The 17529-nt window shown below is 51.1% G+C and carries 16 protein-coding genes; 12 read left to right on the forward strand and 4 right to left on the reverse strand.

What is annotated here, in order from left to right:
- Positions 1 to 3 precede the first annotated feature (3 nt).
- Positions 4 to 1041, reverse strand: coding sequence for a 2-oxoacid:ferredoxin oxidoreductase subunit beta (locus B5D63_RS16950; RefSeq protein ID WP_078669956.1), 1038 nt, complete (start codon positions 1039 to 1041; stop codon positions 4 to 6).
- 48 nt (positions 1042 to 1089) lie between these two features.
- Entirely contained in the window at positions 1090 to 1434 is a 345-nt protein-coding gene (locus tag B5D63_RS16955; protein WP_078669957.1) for a carboxymuconolactone decarboxylase family protein, read from the reverse strand.
- Between the two features lie 246 nt (positions 1435 to 1680).
- On the opposite strand from B5D63_RS16955, the gene B5D63_RS16960 reads away from it, so the two are divergent.
- Complete coding sequence (locus B5D63_RS16960) at positions 1681 to 3894, forward strand: transferrin receptor-like dimerization domain-containing protein (RefSeq protein WP_078669958.1); 2214 nt, start codon at positions 1681 to 1683, stop codon at positions 3892 to 3894.
- A 53-nt stretch (positions 3895 to 3947) separates the two neighbouring features.
- Here B5D63_RS16960 and B5D63_RS16965 read toward each other — a convergent pair whose 3' ends face one another.
- Both B5D63_RS16965 and B5D63_RS16970 read right to left on the reverse strand, forming a co-directional pair.
- A complete protein-coding gene (locus B5D63_RS16965; RefSeq protein ID WP_078669959.1) occupies positions 3948 to 5693 on the reverse strand; it encodes an N-acetylmuramoyl-L-alanine amidase in 1746 nt (581 codons plus the stop codon).
- 141 nt (positions 5694 to 5834) lie between these two features.
- On the reverse strand, positions 5835 to 7628 hold the full coding sequence (locus B5D63_RS16970; protein ID WP_078669960.1) for an acyl-CoA dehydrogenase family protein: 1794 nt from the start codon (positions 7626 to 7628) through the stop codon (positions 5835 to 5837).
- Positions 7629 to 7917: 289 nt separating this feature from the next.
- Between B5D63_RS16970 and B5D63_RS16980 the strand changes: the two genes are divergently transcribed.
- The 11 genes from B5D63_RS16980 (at position 7918) to B5D63_RS17030 (ending at position 17432) form a co-directional block, all read left to right on the forward strand.
- Entirely contained in the window at positions 7918 to 8718 is an 801-nt protein-coding gene (locus tag B5D63_RS16980; protein WP_159456055.1) for an alpha/beta hydrolase, read from the forward strand.
- A complete protein-coding gene (locus B5D63_RS16985) occupies positions 8719 to 9861 on the forward strand; it encodes a glycosyltransferase (protein ID WP_078669963.1) in 1143 nt (380 codons plus the stop codon).
- Between the two features lie 99 nt (positions 9862 to 9960).
- The gene (locus tag B5D63_RS16990) at positions 9961 to 11082 is read left to right on the forward strand and encodes an ABC transporter permease (protein ID WP_078669964.1); all 1122 of its coding nucleotides are present in this window, start codon (positions 9961 to 9963) and stop codon (positions 11080 to 11082) included.
- A gap of 48 nt (positions 11083 to 11130) precedes the next feature.
- A complete protein-coding gene (locus tag B5D63_RS16995; RefSeq protein ID WP_078669965.1) occupies positions 11131 to 11565 on the forward strand; it encodes a hypothetical protein in 435 nt (144 codons plus the stop codon).
- Between the two features lie 67 nt (positions 11566 to 11632).
- The gene (locus B5D63_RS17000; protein WP_078669966.1) at positions 11633 to 12745 is read left to right on the forward strand and encodes a glycosyltransferase; all 1113 of its coding nucleotides are present in this window, start codon (positions 11633 to 11635) and stop codon (positions 12743 to 12745) included.
- Positions 12746 to 12800: 55 nt separating this feature from the next.
- On the forward strand, positions 12801 to 13145 hold the full coding sequence (gene gldC / locus B5D63_RS17005; RefSeq protein ID WP_078669967.1) for a gliding motility protein GldC: 345 nt from the start codon (positions 12801 to 12803) through the stop codon (positions 13143 to 13145).
- A gap of 32 nt (positions 13146 to 13177) precedes the next feature.
- Positions 13178 to 13627, forward strand: coding sequence for a GatB/YqeY domain-containing protein (locus tag B5D63_RS17010; protein WP_078669968.1), 450 nt, complete (start codon positions 13178 to 13180; stop codon positions 13625 to 13627).
- Between the two features lie 96 nt (positions 13628 to 13723).
- The gene (locus B5D63_RS17015) at positions 13724 to 14266 is read left to right on the forward strand and encodes a CvpA family protein (RefSeq protein ID WP_078669969.1); all 543 of its coding nucleotides are present in this window, start codon (positions 13724 to 13726) and stop codon (positions 14264 to 14266) included.
- Positions 14267 to 14326: 60 nt separating this feature from the next.
- Entirely contained in the window at positions 14327 to 15103 is a 777-nt protein-coding gene (locus B5D63_RS17020; protein WP_078669970.1) for an alpha/beta fold hydrolase, read from the forward strand.
- A 115-nt stretch (positions 15104 to 15218) separates the two neighbouring features.
- A complete protein-coding gene (locus tag B5D63_RS17025; protein ID WP_078669971.1) occupies positions 15219 to 15878 on the forward strand; it encodes a CBS domain-containing protein in 660 nt (219 codons plus the stop codon).
- Positions 15879 to 15992: 114 nt separating this feature from the next.
- Positions 15993 to 17432 carry a POTRA domain-containing protein gene (locus B5D63_RS17030; RefSeq protein ID WP_078669972.1) on the forward strand — a complete coding sequence of 480 codons (1440 nt, stop codon included), beginning with the start codon at positions 15993 to 15995 and terminating at the stop codon, positions 17430 to 17432.
- Positions 17433 to 17529: the final 97 nt, after the last annotated feature.

Here is a 17529-nt window from a genome sequence, read left to right on the forward strand (position 1 = left end):
CCATCAGGGGTTTATGGTCCAGGTTTCATTGCCGGCCAGCAACTTATCCAGGTCGCCGGGGCCTTTCCTGGAAAGGGCGTCTTCGAGCTGAGCGGCCATCACTGCTTCGTAGGTAGGACGTTCTGTTTGATAGAACACACCGAAAGGACGCGGCATGTGTCCTTCGATACGCGGATCGTCGAACAGGCGGGTCAGCAGCTGCGCTTTATAGAAGTCGCTTTCATCATGTATCCAGAGGTCGGCGGCGGAGTATTCGCTGCCCAGTTCCACTACTACGGGTTTGATACCATCGAGACGGAGGCCTTTATTTTTCTGTGCGCCGAAGATCAGCGGCTGTCCTTGTTCTACGAACAGGGTCTCTTCTGCTTTGCTGGATTTTTCAGTGAATATTTCGAATGCGCCATCGTTAAAGATGTTACAGTTCTGATAAATTTCCAGGAAAGAGGCGCCTTTGTGGGCGTGGCTGCGTTTCAGCAGTTCCTGCAGGTGTTTCGGGTCGCGGTCCATGCTGCGGGCAATGAAGGTGGCGTCAGCGCCCAGTGCCAGTGCCAGCGGGTTGAACGGGTGGTCGATACTGCCGAAGGGCGTGGATTTGGTCACTTTGTTCTCTTCGGAAGTAGGAGAGTATTGCCCTTTGGTCAGACCATAGATCTGGTTATTGAACAACATTACATTCACGTCGAAATTACGGCGCAGCAAATGGATGGTGTGGTTACCGCCAATAGAGAGGCCGTCGCCGTCGCCGGTAACGATCCACACGCTCAGTTCGGGGCGGGTTGCCTTCAGGCCGGAAGCGATGGCGGTAGCACGACCGTGGATCGAGTGCATACCGTAAGTATTCATGTAATAAGGAAAACGCGAAGAGCAGCCGATACCGGAAACGATCACAATATTTTCGCGGGGAATGCCCAGCGAAGGCATAATGGTTTGTACCTGTTTAAGTATAGAGTAGTCGCCGCAGCCAGGGCACCAGCGCACTTCCTGGTCCGTTGCAAAATCTTTGGCTGTTAAGGCCTGCGGAGCTATAGTTGCTGTTGACATTTGTATGAGTTAAGTATATATGAGTATGTTTATATGTAGTCTGTAAAGTTACTGATTATTCAGCTCTTCCCAATATTCAGCTGCCCTGCGGGTGTGCGGAATAACGATCGTACCACCTACAATGTTGGCCACAGCAAAGATCTCGTACATTTCTTCTGTATTGATGCCCTGCTCGTGACATTTGCCGAGATGGTATTTGATGCAGTCGTCGCAGCGAAGCACCATCGACGCCACCAGGCCCAGCATTTCTTTCGTCTTTGTACTCAGCGCTCCCTCGGCATAGGTATTGGTATCGAGGTTGAACAGCCTGTTAATCACTTTGTTCTGCTTTCCCAGAATCACTTCGTTCATCTTACCGCGGTAGTCATTGAACTCCTGTATCGTATTTGACATATAAATCCTCTTTATAAAAGTTAACGGATGGTTTCACAGGGATAAAGCTATGAAAGTGTTTACAAATATACATTAATCTACTGGTGAAGTGGACTATTCGGCCTATAACCTGTGATTATGGACAATAACAAAAAGTTATGTTGATAATTTCTTCATCAAAAAGGTCTATTGATATGGTAGACTATTTGTATATTGTCTGATATACCAACTTTTCTTTTTGTCAACCAACAGATCTGAACCTCTATTATGAAAAAAACGCTTTTTTACCGCCTGCTGGCCGTCTGCGTATGTGCCAGCGGTACTGTGCTGGCGCAGGACAAAAAAATGCTGGGCTACACCGACAGCGAAGCGGCCCGGCAGCAGCAACTGGAAGCCCGTTTTGACCAGCATCTCAGCAGTACTCATATCGGGGAAGCTATTAAAGCCCTTTCCGCAAAACCGCATCATATTGGCTCTGCCCAGGGGAAAGCGGTGGCGGAAGACATCCTGCAACGTTTTAAAAGCTATGGCTGGGACGCTGAAATCGTCACCTACCAGGTATTGTTTCCCACGCCCAAAGAACGCCTGCTGGAAATGACCGGCCCCACCAGCTATAAAGCTGTATTAAAAGAACCGGCACTTAGGGAAGATGCCACCTCCGACCAGGAAGGACAGTTGCCGACGTACAACTGCTGGAGCGCCGATGGTGACGTCACCGCTCCGCTGGTATTTGTGAACTACGGTCTCCCGGAAGATTATGAATACCTGGAACGTGCCGGCGTAGATGTAAAAGGAAAAATCGTCATCGCCAAATACGGCCGCTCCTGGCGTGGCACCAAGCCCAAAGTGGCACAGGAACACGGCGCTGTTGGCTGTATCATCTACTCCGATCCTAAAGATGACGGCTACTTTGCGGGAGACGTATACCCGCAGGGCGCTTTCAAAAACGAATATGGGGTACAGCGCGGCTCTATCATGGATATGGTGATCTATCCCGGTGACCCGCTCACGCCCAATGAGGGCTCTACCGCTACCGCTAAAAGGCTGGACCGCCTGCAGGCGCCTAACCTGCTGAAAATACCGGTGCTGCCTATCAGCTACCACGACGCCGCTCCGCTGCTGAAAGCACTGGATGGCCCCGTAGCACCTGATGCCTGGCGCGGCGCCCTGCCTTTTACCTATCATATCGGGCCGGGCAAAACCAAAGTACATCTCAAACTGGCGTTCGACTGGCAGATACGTCCCTGTCACAACGTAATCGCTAAAATGAAAGGCGCTGAAGAGCCCGATCAGTGGGTGGTACGCGGCAACCACCACGATGCCTGGGTGAATGGAGCTGCCGACCCCATCAGCGGGCTCGCAGCGCTACTGGAAGAAGCCAAAGCTATCGGAGCGCTGGTTAAAGAAGGGTTCAAACCCCGCCGCACACTGGTATACTGCGCCTGGGACGGCGAAGAACCTGGCCTGATGGGTTCTACCGAATGGGTAGAAGATCATGCGGCCGAACTGCAGGAAAAAGCAGTGGTGTACGTCAACTCCGACAGCAACGGCCGCGGTTTCCTCAATGCCAGCGGCTCCCATGCCCTCGAAACACTGATCAACCAGGTAGGCCGCGATATCATCGACCCGCAAACAAAAGTGAGCATACTGGCCCGCCGTCAGGCGGCCGACGTGCTGAGAGCGGCTACCGTCAAACAAAAGAAAGAAAAGCTGTCCCGCCAGGGCATTGCCATTAATGCCATGGGCTCCGGCTCCGACTACTCTTCCTTTCTCCAGCACCTCGGCGTTCCCTCGCTGGACCTGGGCTTTGGCGGAGAAGACGCCGGCGGCGAATATCATTCCATCTACGACTCCTACGATAACTACATACGGTTCAAGGATCCTACTTTCAGCTACGGGGTAGTACTGTCACAAACTGCCGGTCATACAGTATTACGTATTGCCAACGCCGTTACATTGCCGTTCGATTTCCGCAAACTCTATGAAACGGCCAACGGCTACGTGAATGAGCTGACAGCATTGGCTGCCGACCTGCGCGAATCTACTGCCCTCGAAAATCAGTTGATCCGCGAAAATAAATACCAGCTGGCTACAGACACCGCCAAACACCTGCTGCCACCGGTTCCCCGCGCGATGGTGCCTTACATCGATTTCAGCCCGCTGCAAAATGCACTCGCTGCGCTGGATACCGTGACACAGGGATTTACGGGTAAACTGACTACCGGCAAACCGCAGCTCAATAAACAACTTTATCAGGCGGAACAACAACTGCTCAGCAGCAAGGGGCTGCCTTCCCGGCCATGGTATAAACATACGTTGTATGCTCCCGGCTTCTACACCGGTTACGGCGTAAAGACCATTCCCGGGGTAAGGGAAGCGCTGGAACAGCGCCGCTGGAAAGAGGCCGGTGAGCAGATAGATGCTGCGGCAGCAGCCATCAACCGGCTCGCCAGATATCTGCAGACGGTAACTACCCGCTAAAAAATAAAAGGGCTGATCAGAGGATCAGCCCTTTTATTTCAATAGATAAGACGCTATCTGCCACCCGCCAGGCCTCTCAGATAGTCTTTCAGGCCCAGCATAATTTTACTGATCAGTTCCTGTTGAAACTGTGGGTTTAGTATCTGCTCTTCGTCGCCGGGGTTACTGATGAACAGTGTTTCAATAAGCGCATCCGGAAACTCGGTCGGGTTATTCAGGATGAAGTTAAAGTCGCCGTTGTTTTTAAAATCATTTAGCCCTGTTTCCAGCAACCGCCGGTGAATAGCGGCGTTCAGCGGTTCACAGAAAGGATGTTTGTAATAGGTGGCGGTACCGGATATATCTACCGGGTTGCCGGAAGAGTTGAGGTGTATGCTCAGCAACAGGTCGGGATTAGCGCGGCGGAAGAGCGACAGCCGGTCTTCGTTGGCTACGAACTTTTCGCTGGTACGGGTCATGATCACGCTGGCGCCTTCTTTTTCCAACGCTGCTTTCAGCTGCAGTGACAGATTGAGCGTCAGTGTTTTTTCATAGACGCCGGTAAGGCCCACAGAGCCCATATTGCCGCCGCCGTGGCCGGCGTCTACCCCGATGACAAGGCCGCGCAGCGAGAGGTTCTCCGGTACACGTTTAACCTTTACCGTTATACGGTTACCTTCATAGTAGATCTGGTATCCCCACGGCGCGTGTTTCAGGGAGATGGCCATGCGAAACACATCATGCGCCGGCTGCTGCCATTGTACGCCGGTGATTTCCCGGGTTCCCTGCAGCAGCGTGCTGACACCCTGTTCTGTATATGCCCCGTGTATATCCACAATGATTTCTCCGGGAGATACGATTTGTGTGGAGGTGTATGGCAGTTTATCCGATAGTTCTATGGATACATAATCCGCCTTTTCGTCGCCCCATACTTTGGCATCCGATACGATGCTGACAGCCGGGGCTTCCTGCGGTATTTCGGTATCCAGCAGCGGCTCAGGGATAAAGGCCGTCCGTTGGGAAGAGAGCCGTACTTTGTAGTAATCACCTTGTTTGCCTACCACCTGCAGCAGCACGTCCTTGTCGAGGTAACCGGTTTTATCCGGGCCAAGCCGGTCGCCGGTTGCGGAAGAGGTGAGATAGGTCATATTGTCGATGGTACGGCCCATCAATGGGGTGCCGTGGGGCATCATACGATACCGGTAAGTGCTGTTCAGGACAGCTGTTTCGCTGCCGTTTTGAAGACGGGCGGAAATTCTGCCGTTCAGCAGTGAGTCTGAAGGCTGCAGTATATACATGCCGGTATAATACCCGGGCACGCCGCCGCTCTGGGAGGCGGGCAGTTCGCGCAGCGGTACATTGTTGAGCCATGTGGCCCTTGCGCCGGGATAACCTTTCATCTTGATATGCAGCGTGTCGCCTGCAGACAGTTCCAGGTTGCCTTTGGGGAAGATCTCCATAAAGTCTATGCGAAAGGCGCTGGTGACGCGGGGCGCCGGAGGCGGGGCATAATACCAGGTAATATTTTTCGTATAGGTTTTACCGTTATCATCTTCTGCTACGATGGTAAAAGCGTTTCTTCCTTCTGTCAGCTCTTTTTTCACGGCAAAGGTGCCGGTGCTGTACACGTATACCTTTTCCCCGTTGATGGTAACCTGGCAGCCGGTGCAGGTCCTGCCGGCAATAAACTGCCGTGCGGTGCTTACATTACTTTGTTCCCGGGAAGGTTGGCTGAGCCGGATAAACGCCTGGCTGCTGGCCCGGAGGGGGACTACAATGGCAATTAATGTCTGGAGTAATAATCTCGATACGTGCTTCATATCCCTGCGTAATCATGTAAAGATAAGAGGGAAATAGGAGAAAGCAATTGATATTTAATGATTTAGGGATTTTCGGATTTTTTGATTTTGGGTAAAAAACGACGAAATCAAAAAATCCGAAAATCAAAAAATCCCTAAATGTTAGAAGATGTATTTATTTTCTGCGATCAGCTGGTCCGCTATTTTTCTGCGGGCTTCTTTTGCATTGAAAGGTTCTGCTTTGGTGAAGCGTTTCAGGCCGAGTAACATCATCCGTTGTTCATCGCCTTCCGCGAAGGCGTTGATAGCGTCTTTACCGGATTTGTTGATACGGTCTGCTGCGTCGTAGAGGTAGGTACGAACGATGTCTGTCTGCAGGGCAGCGGCAGCTTCGCCTTTGTGTTGTACCAGTTTCAGGAGGCGCAGGAGGGCGCTTTCAGCCACAAAGGTTTCGATGGCCATATCGGCGATATTCATCAGTACTTCCTGTTCGGTTTCCAGCTTCATCATGAGTTTCTGGGCGGCGGCGCCGGCGGTCATGAGGATGGCTTTCTTGAAGTTGGCGAGAAGCTTTCTTTCCTTGCTGAAAGCGCTTTCATCGTCGTTGCCGAAATCGGGGATGCTCATCAGTTCCTTCATGACGTTCATGGCAGGGTTCATGAGGTCCAGTTTGCCTTTCATGGCGCGTTTCAGCGTCATGTCCAGTGTCAGGAGGCGGTTGATTTCGTTGGTGCCTTCGAAGATGCGGTTGATACGGGAATCGCGGTAGGCTTTGGAGATGATGTATTCATCGCTGAAGCCGTTGCCGCCGTGAATCTGTACACCTTCATCCACTACGTAGTCCAGCACTTCGGAACCGTTTACTTTCAGAATAGCGCATTCTACGGCATATTCTTCAGCAGCGCCCAGCAGGGCTTCGTTGAAGGGTTTGCCGGAGGCCAGCAGTTCTTTTTCCTTTTCATCGATCAGCTGCGCGGTGCGGAACAGGGCAGATTCAGCTGTCCAGGTACGGATGGCCATTTCTGCCAGTTTATGTTTGATGGCGCCGAAATTGGCGATCGGTTGTTTGAACTGCTGACGGGTATTGGCGTACTGTACGGAAGTGGTGATACACTTCTTGGCAGCGCCAAGAGCGGCGGCGCACAGTTTGAGCCTGCCGATGTTCAGGATATTGAAGGCGATCAGGTGTCCTTTGCCGATCACGCCGAGCACATTTTCCACAGGTATTTTGGCGTCCTGGAAATAGATCTGGCGGGTGGAAGACCCTTTGATGCCCATTTTATGTTCTTCTGCGCCCAAAGTAAAGCCGGGCGTACCCTTCTCTACGATAAAAGCGGTGAATTTATCGCCGTCGATTTTGGCAAATACGGTAAATACGTCCGCGAAGCCGGAGTTGGTGATCCAGCTTTTCTGGCCGTTGAGCACATAGTGCTGGCCGTCTTCCGTGAGTTTGGCCGTAGTCCTGGCGCCGAGCGCATCGGAACCGGAATCGGGCTCGGTAAGCGCATAGGCGCCTTTCATTTCACCGGTGGCCAGTTTGGGAATATATTTTTGTTTCTGGGCTTCTGTACCAAAATAGAGGATGGGGAGCGAGCCAATACCGGTGTGTGCGGCCATGGCTACAGAAAACGAGTGACCGGCGCCCAGCCCTTCATTGATGATGGTGGCCGTTACAAAATCTTTACCCAGCCCACCGTATTCTTCAGGGAAAGAAGCACCCAGCAGCCCCTGTTCGCCTGCCTTTTCCAGCAGGGAAGGCATCAGGCCCTCTTCCAGTTTATCAATCCTGTCAACGATCGGGGTGATCTCCTTACTGATGAACTGATCGGCCATGTCTTTAATCATCAGCTGCTCTTCCGAAAAATCTTCGGGGGTAAACACATCCTCCGGTACACTTTCCTTTATCAGGAACTCTGCGCCTTTCAGCGCTTGCTTATTGTCAACTGTTGCGTCCATGTTTTCTGATTTTTTTTGGTACTTCCGTAATTTACCGAATTAACCTGAAATATAACCATACCGGCTGCCATCCCGGTATGCCCACTGCTTCCCGACGCCGGTCGGCCGGCTGTTTGCCCGCAGGACAGCCGTTCCGGGGCAAAATTTTTAACAAAACCGAAACATTTACCATGCAGCCATTTATTGATTTGAAGGAAGCCCTGCTGCCGCTGGAATCAAAAAATTCTAAAATCAAAAAATCCCTAAATCAAAAATGGCTGGGGTTTTTTCCCTATCATTGTTCCCCCTTATGCATTTTTATCTGCCATATGCTAAAAGCCGGTTCCACGGAATCACCAATGGAACGGGTCCGCAATTGCTGATCTGCCTGCATGGATTTGGGGAAAGCGCCGCCCACTTTGCGCCATTGGCGGAAGGCCTGGGCGACCGGTTCACCATGGTGGCGCTGGATATGCCGCTGCATGGTGAAACCGACTGGCAGGAAGACCGTCCTTTCGAAAAAAAAGATCTGGCGGCCGTAGTGGAAATGGTGCTGCAGCAGCACCGGCAAGAGCGCTTTTCGCTGCTGGGGTATAGCATGGGAGGCCGCCTGGCGCTCTGCCTGGTGGAAACAATGGCGGAAAAAATAGATCATCTCCTGATGCTGGCAGCTGATGGCCTCCGGAATAACCCCTGGCATATGTTCGTCACCCAGACCAGCGTGGGAAACAGGATCTTCAAATATAATACCGACAACCCCCGGCTGTTTTTTACCCTGCTGGAACTGTGGCGTAAGCTGGGATGGCTGAATCAAAGCGTGTATAAATTTGCATTGCACCGGATGAACCAACAGGCCAAGAGAGAACAGGTTTATAATATCTGGACGCTCATGCGCCGGATGATGCCGGATAAAAAAAAGTGTAAACAGTTATTGGGAGCACAGCATATTACCACGCTCCTGGTATTTGGAAAATATGACCGGGTAATACCACCCATACTGGGCACCCGGTTTATGGACGGTTCATTTCCCTGTAAAATGCTGGTCCTCGATAAAGGGCACCAGCTGATTTCAAAAGAGCTGGCCTCCGTTATTAAAACAAACCTGAGCTGAATGTATTTTTTCTTGATCATTGTCGTCATACTGGCACTTGGATATGGATTGTTGATGCTATGGTACAGCCGCGGCTGGAGAAAGCTGCCGGAGTATGTGCCGGCGCAGCCCATAGAAGGCACTACCAGTGTAACGGTTATTATCCCTGCCCGGGACGAGGCAGAGAACCTGCCTCTCCTACTGAAGGCTTTACAGCAGCAAACCTATCCTGTTGATCTGCTGGAAGTAATTGTTGTCGATGATTTTTCCACAGACGATACGGCTGGTATTGTCACCCGGTTTCCGGCGACGAATGTCCGCCTTTTGAAAATGGAGGATATGCTCTCCAAAGACGAGCGTCTCAACGCCTATAAGAAGAAAGCGATCGCCATGGCCATCGAACGGGCGAAAGGAAACCTGATCGTTACCACCGATGCGGACTGTGTGATGGGGCCACGGTGGATAGAGACCATCGTCCGTTTCTATGAAGCCTATCGCCCAAAGTTCATTGCGGCGCCGGTAAGTTTTTACAGGGAACGTAATTTCTTCATGAAACTGCAGTCGCTCGATTTTATCACCATGCAGGGCATTACGGGGGCGGTAGCCCGGCTGAAGTCCGGTACCATGTGCAACGGCGCCAATCTCGCCTACGAAAAATCCGCTTTTCATGCAGTGGGTGGTTTTACCGGGATCGATAATATCGCCTCCGGCGATGATATGCTGCTGATGTACAAAGTTTACAACGCTTACCCCGAAGGAGTCCTGTACCTTAAAAACGACGATGTGATTGTTCGCACCCTTCCGGTGGAGACGCTGCGCGGGTTTATGAACCAGCGTATCCGCTGGTCGTCCAAGGCCGACAAGTATGAAGACAAGCGTCTTACCTGGATGCTGTTGCTGGTTTATTTTTTCAACGTAGGCGTACTGGCCCTGGGCGCCGTGGCGCTGTTTGTACCACACTGGTGGCCTGCTTTCCTGATCCTGATGCTGTACAAGGTGACACTGGAACTGTATTTCCTGGTGCCGGTGGCCGGTTTTTTTCATAAAACGGCTTTGCTGGTGTGGTTTATACCAGGACAGATCTTTCATATTCCTTATATTGTTCTCGCTGGTTGGTTGGGGAAGTTTGGCAGTTATCAATGGAAGGGCCGGCAGGTGAACTGATTTGTATTTTAGTCATTTTAATATTTTCATTGGGAGAGTGCCTGCTTTCGCCAATATCCGAATGAATAAATAAACAAATAAAGAAATAAAGAAATCCATATGGGGGCTGCCTGGAAAAGGCTTCGAAAAAACAAAGGCGCACTGGCTGGTTTGATGGTGATAGCGCCGGCCGTGGTAGTCAGCCTGCTGGCTTATGTCATAGCGCCGGACAATACCCCGGACGCCAACAGGATGGTGCTGGAGGTAGGCGGGCAGTATCCCGGGTTCCGGGTGCATATGCTGGCTGTCAAAAAAGCGCAGCCGGTGGCCCGGGCATCTTTTTTCGGGAAGCTGTTGTACGGGCAGGAATCTGATGTTACCTGGACCCCGGTACGTTCCTGGCAGTTGAAAGATACTACGCTGGTGGTACAACGTTATGTAGATGAAACCCTGTCCAGGGAAGAAAAATATGATCTCCGTGAAATATGGTATGGCAGCAGGCAGGCGGTGGATATGCCGTTGCCGGAACTGCAGCAGCGGGTTGTCCGTGAAAGGATTTTTCCGGTGACCTACTGGCTGGGGACCGATAAATTTGGCCGTGATATCCTGAGCCGGTTGCTGGTAGGCACCCGCGTAAGCCTGGGGGTGGGCTGCATTGCGGTGATCATCTCCCTGACCATCGGGGTGTTTATGGGCGCCATCGCCGGGTATTTCAAAGGTACGGCCGATGACCTGGTGATGTGGCTGGTGAACGTGGTGTGGTCTATGCCATCGCTGCTATTGGTATTTGCGCTCACGCTCGCGTTGGGCAAAGGCTTCTGGCAGGTGTTCATTGCGGTGGGGCTGACCTTATGGGTAGGCGTGGCCCGTATTATCCGCGGACAGATACTGGCACTGCGGGAACTGGAGTTCGTAGAGGCCGCCCGGGCGCTGGGGTACGGACATGCCCGTATTATCGTTCGCCATATCCTGCCTAATATCCTCGGGCCGGTGATGGTAGTAGCAGCAGGGAATTTCGCCACCGCCATCGTGGTAGAGGCGGGCCTGAGCTTCCTCGGGGTAGGGGTGCAGCCGCCGCAGCCTTCATGGGGACTGATGATCAAAGAAAATTACAACTTCATTATTACGCATAACCCTTTGCTGGCACTGGCCCCCGGTGTAGCTATCATGCTGCTGGTACTGGCTTTCAATCTGTTAGGCAACGGACTGCGCGATGCGCTGGATGTGAGAAGTAAAATTTGATTTACATAAGGAAAAAATATAATTTTATTGCTTACATACCCTGTTGCCATGTCTTTAAAAAACTATTTATCCGTACTGCTGATCGGTGCATTGATAGTGCTGACTGCCTGCAAAAAGAATAAAAAGAACGAGACCCCTGCACCGGTGACGCAGGAAGAGGCTCTTCAGGTAGAGCTGGCCGGCGTAGTGGCTGGCAAAGCCAATGTAGCCATGGACAGCACCTTTACGTTTCAGGTGAAAGTGACCTCCAAAGTACCGGACAAAGGGGTGAAAATAACGCTCAATGTGGCGACAGACCCGGGCGGTATCCCGCTGGCGCAGGATGATGTTGCCAATGCTACGGGTAACGTGATTAATATTACGCTGAAACATCTGAAAGAGGTAAAGACCTACAAGGTGACGGTTACCCTGGCGTCGCTGGGGAATACCGCCAATATCGCTACTCCGCTGGAATTCCTGATTACCAACAAGTCCGGCTCATAAATTATCCATCTTGCGGCAAAACAAAATAATGTAGGTTTGCAGGCTGTCACATCAAGTGAAAACGACTATGCAAATTGCTGTTAATGCCGCCTGCCTGAGAAAAGACCTGCCCGCAGATACGGGACGGGTGGCAACTGATATCATATTCGCCCTCTGCCGGCAACAGCCGGAGCACCGCTTTACTTTTTATTTTGATGGGGAGATACCCGCGCACCTGACTTTTCCGGCCAATGTTACCCCGGTGGTATTGCCGTTGAAAGGGGGGAAACGATGGCATCGTTACTGGTGGCGCGAATGGCAGCTGCCACATGCCATGAAAGCCGGGGGCGCCCAATGGTACATCGGGCTGGATGGCACCCTGCCGCTGCGCAGTAAAGTGCCGGCGCTGATCCTGCTGAGGGATTTGTCGTTCCTGAAGGATGCCGGTCTGCAATCCGCCCGGGAACAGGAATCGCTGAAAAAACATATCACACGTTACCTGGACAGGGCCAGCCATATAGCCGTGTTGTCGGCCACCGCCAAAGAAGAGTTGCTGCGTTATGCGCCCGGCGCTGCGGGTAAGGTAGTACAGCTGGAACCGGCTGTCAGCAGCGTTTTCCGGCCACTGGAATGGGACGACCGGGAAGATGTCAAAATTAACTGGTCCGGGTCAGTAGAGTATTTCCTCGTGACGGGCAGTATTCATCCGCGCAACAATATCATGCCGGTGTTCAAGGCTTTTTCCGCCCTGAAGAAGCGGCAGCGCACCAACCTGAAACTGGTGCTGGCCGGTAACCTGGCCCCCGAGGGTGCAGAGATCGTGAAAGCACTGGAGTCCTTTAAATTCCGGCGTGACGTGGTGTGGAAGGAAAACCTGACCATGGAGGAGCTGGCATCGGTCATAGGAGGCGCCTATGCGCTGATATATTCCACCCGTTTTGATGGGCTGCCGATGCCTTTGTATATGGCCCGGCAGTGCGAGGTACCCGTAATAGCGCTGGAGAGCGTTGCTGCCCGGGAGGCTGGCGGAGATACGGTATTATATACTGATCCTGCCAGTGTAGATGACCTGGCGGAGAAAATGAGCTTGCTGTATAAGGACGAACAGCTACGCAGCCGGCTGCTGGCCATGGAGCCACCGGTAAGGCCGGGAAGCAGCTGGGAGGCTGCCGGGGCGGCCCTGGCCGGCCTGTTAAAATAAAGCCGGATGTCAAAATCCTGAATGATTAGTTATTTTTGCGCTTTAATAGAAAAACATGAGTAAGAAAAACATACAGATCCAGGTGGGTCTGGACGAAAATAAAGTGCCGGAAACGATCGAGTGGAGCGCCACTGACAGCAAGGAAGAGCGGATGATCAAGGCGAAAGCCATGATGATTTCTTTCTGGGACCCGGCGGAGAAAGCCGCCCTGCGGATTGACCTGTGGACCAAGGACATGATGGTAGACGAAATGGCTGATTTTTTCTTTCAGACCATGATGACCATGGCCGACACCTATGTACGGGCCACCCAATACCGTGACCAGGGCGATGAAATGAAAGCCTTCGCACGGGACTTCTTCAAAAAATTCCAGGAAAAACAAGCGGCAGAAACCAAATAATCGACCTGATTATCCATTAAACGTAACCACATATGTCATTAGAAACAAACATCAACGCCGAGATCAAAACGGCGATGCTGGGTAAAAAAGAGGCAGACCTGCGTGCATTGCGCGCCATCAAAGCAGCCATCCTGCTGGCTAAAACAGCGGAAGGCAGCACCGGCGAGCTGACAGAAGCCGATGAGAGCAAGCTGTTACAAAAACTGGCCAAACAACGGAAAGACTCCCTCGAAATTTTCCGTCAGCAGCATCGTGAAGATCTGGCAAAGAAGGAAGAAGAGGAACTGGAAGTGATTGAGCGTTTCCTGCCCAAACAGATGACCGAAGATGAATTGAGAGCTGCCCTGACAGACATCATTGCATCTGTAGGTGCTGCTTCCCCTGCCGATATGGGCAAGGTGATGGGCGCGGCCACCAAACAACTGGCCGGTAAAGCCGACGGAAAGGCTATTTCCGCAATGGTGAAAGAACTCCTTAAATAAGAGATTTTTGATTTACGATTTTTTTGATGGCGGGATTTCTCCGTTATCTCCCGGATATCAAAAAGTCGTAAATCAAAAAATCGCAAATCATAACTATTGTCGATTGATATCGTTTTTGCCATTATCATGGTATTCGCCCTGTACAAGGGGTATACCCGGGGATTGATAGTGGCGGTATTTTCGCTGGTAGCCGTAACGCTGGGCATGGCGGTAGCCCTTAAACTATCCGCGGTGACGGCCCTGCAAGTCCAGCAACGATGGGATGTACATTCCCGCTGGGTCCCTGTACTTTGTTTTGTTTGTCTTTTTGTGGGCGTGGTATTATTGGTACGGTTGGGCGCAGGCGCCCTGCAGAAGCTCGTGGAGATGGTCATGATGGGATGGCTGAACCGGCTGGGCGGTATCCTGTTGTATGCCCTTATCTTCACTATTATCTACAGTGTGGTACTGTGGATGGCCAATCAGATTTACCTGCTGAGCCCCGAAACCAAATTGCAATCTGTAGTATATCCCTATATTGAACCTGTTGGCCCCTGGGTACTGGACCACATGGGTGACTGGATACCTGTTTTTAAAGACATTTTCTCCCAGTTACAGGCCTTTTTTGATAAAGCAGCCCGGCAGTTGCAACCGGCCTGACAGTATTTAGATTAATAAAAAGAATTATTTTAGCGTAAAATTGACTTTCAAGATTTGGCAATGGATTACGAAATCAAAACACAGGGCAAGTTTAATTTCATAGAAGAAGGAGAAGGAGAACCACTGGTATTATTGCATGGACTTTTTGGTGCTTTGAGCAATTTCTCGCACATGATCGAGTATTTCCGGCAGTATAACAAGGTTGTGATACCCATGTTACCCCTGTATGATTTAAACATCCTGGAAACGTCTGTTGGCGGACTGGCGAAGTTTGTGCATAAGTTTATAGAGGCCAGAGGCTATCAGAACATACACCTGCTGGGCAACTCACTCGGCGGCCACGTGGCGCTGGTATACCTGCTGAAACACCCTGAGGCACCGGTTAAGTCACTGATACTCACCGGCAGTTCCGGCCTGTTTGAAAACGGCATGGGAGAAACCTATCCCAAGAGAGGGGACTATGAATACATCCGTAAAAAAGCAGAGCTTACCTTCTATGATCCGAAGATCGCTACCAAAGAGCTGGTAGACGAGATGTTCGAAATTGTGAACAACCGTTTAAAAGTGATCAAGATCATCACCCTCGCCAAGTCAGCTATCCGGCATAATCTGGGCGATGAACTGAAGGACATACAACAACCTACACTGTTGATCTGGGGCCGTAACGATACCGTAACACCACCTATGGTAGGCGAGGAGTTCCAAAAGCTTATACCTAATTCTGAACTGGAATTCATTGACAAATGCGGCCACGCCCCGATGATGGAGGTGCCCGATGAATTCAACAAGATCCTGCATGCTTTCCTGGAAAGATTGAAAACACAGCCAACTGCCTGAAACTTAGCTGTAAACGCCTCTGTACCGCTCTCTGCAGGAGCGGCTGGCAGCCCGTGCGCGTAATTTCTTTTTTGTTGGAAGATTCTTTGTTATTATTGTGTAAGAATACACGAAAATGACCGCCAGAGAACTCATATCCACCGTGCCAATTCTGCAGCCTTCGGATGCAGGTGCCAAGGCATTGCGCCTGATGAATGAATATCATCTTACGCAATTGCCTATGGTAGTGGAAAACAAGTACGTGGCGCTGGTGGAGGAAGATCAGATCATGGACCTGGAAGAGCCGGAAATAAAACTGGAGTCCATCCAATACAACGGCGCCAATCGCCCGGCCATCCAGGAAGGTGCCCATCTCTTTGAGGCGCTGAAGTTGTTTCACGAATTCAAATTATCTGTACTGCCCGTCATTACCAAAGAAAATGACTACCTGGGCATTATCACCAAAGATAACCTGCTGGCAGCCCTGGCCCAGTATAACGGCGCCAAGGAAGCCGGTGGCATCCTGGCGCTGGAAATGGACCCCAGGGACTACAGCCTCAGCGAAATTGCCCGCATCGCTGAATCCAACGATGTAACCCTGCTCAGCGTCAATACGTTAACCGACCCGTCCGGTAAACTGGAAGTACTGCTGAAAACCAACCGTCAGGAGCTGCACTCCCTTGTAGCTACTTATGAGCGGTTTAATTACACCATCAAATACATCTATTCTGAAGAACAGGAGGAAGACCTGCTCAAAAAGAACTACGACCTGCTGATGAATTATATCAGCATGTAAGGCTCACCGCACTAAATTTCCGGTTATTTGATTAACTTGATTGGGTTCGTTATCTTCCATGATAACGACACACATTTAAATAACTTTAGAAGACGCTAAATCAGAGAGCCTACAATGCTGAGATGCTGTTATTACTTGCTGGGAATCGTATGCCTGCTCGGCATCGGGTTATCCGGCACGGCCGCAGGCCGGTTAGGAGAGGAAGGAGAGGCTGTTACAGCGCTGGTGCAGGATTCCGGCTACCTGGTTGTCCGTAATATTGCCATTGTTGGTAACAAAAAAACCCGTACCTCCATCATTCTCAGAGAAATCAGTACTGTGCCGGGAGATACCATCTACCTGAAAGATCTGGCAGAAACGCTGGAAGAACGCCGCAAACAGCTACTGAATACTTCTCTCTTCCTGAATGTCACCGCCAACGTCAAAAACTGGGACGGCAACAATGCTGATCTCGTGTTTGAAGTATGGGAGCGGTGGTACACCTTCGCCTTCCCCATTTTTAAACTCGCCGACCGCAATTTTAACCAGTGGTGGGTGGAAAAAGGTCACAAACTGAACCGCCTCAACTTCGGCGTGAAAGGCACCCAGGAAAATCTGACCGGCCGCAATGACGGACTGGACGCCACCCTGCAGTTTGGTTATACCCAGAAAATCGCCCTCGCTTATAATCTGCCCTATATCGATAAAAGTTTCCGCCACGGACTGGGTATCCTGTTTTCATATAGCCGTAACCGTGAAGTTAACAACGTCACCAGCAATAACAAACAGCAGTTTTTCAAGAAAGACGACGAATACCTGCGGCAGGCCTATGTGGTAGGGCTGCGCTACAGTTATCGTAAAGCCATCAATGCCCGCCACCAGGTGTTTCTCACCTATAACTATGAAAAGGTGGCAGACTCAGTGGCCATCATCAATCCGGATTACCTGGGAAAAGGGCGCACCAGCGTACGTTACCTGGACCTGTCCTACCGTTTTACCTATATCAAAGCAGACAGTTGGATATACCCGCTGAAAGGCGTCAGTATCACGGGAGAGGTGGCCAAACGGGGCATCGGTCCGCTCAGCGATATCGACGATGTCCGCTTCCGGCTCAACTATACCAAATACTGGCAGGTGCACCGCAAAACTTACCTGGCGCTGGGCATGCGCGGGCAGGTGAAATTCTCCGCCGATCAGCCCTATATCAACCAGCAGGCACTGGGATATGCGGAAGATTACCTGCGGGGATTGGAATATTATGTGGTGGACGGTACCAGTTTCGCCATCCTGAAATCCACCTTACGCCGGGAACTGGTGTCTTTCAAAATCAAACTGCCCATTGTCCCGAAAAAATTCAACTCGGTGCCTTTCCGGATTTTTGCCAAAACCTACGGCGATGCAGGGTATGCGTACAGCAAGTTCCCGGGCAACGGTTTCCTGAATAACCGCTTTCTGTATACCGGCGGCGTAGGAATTGACATCGTTTCTTTTTATGACACCTGTCTGCGTATAGAGTACAGCGTTAACCAGTTAGGGCAAAAAGGACTATTTTTACACACCAGTGTAGATATGTAAGTCAATTACGAATTACGAATTACGAATTACGAATGGGAATTCGTAATTCACCCGTACTCCGTAATGGGCAACAAGTGGGGTTGTAATTCGTAATTCG

The organism is Chitinophaga eiseniae (assembly GCF_900167135.1).
Taxonomy (GTDB): Bacteria; Bacteroidota; Bacteroidia; order Chitinophagales; family Chitinophagaceae; genus Chitinophaga; species Chitinophaga eiseniae.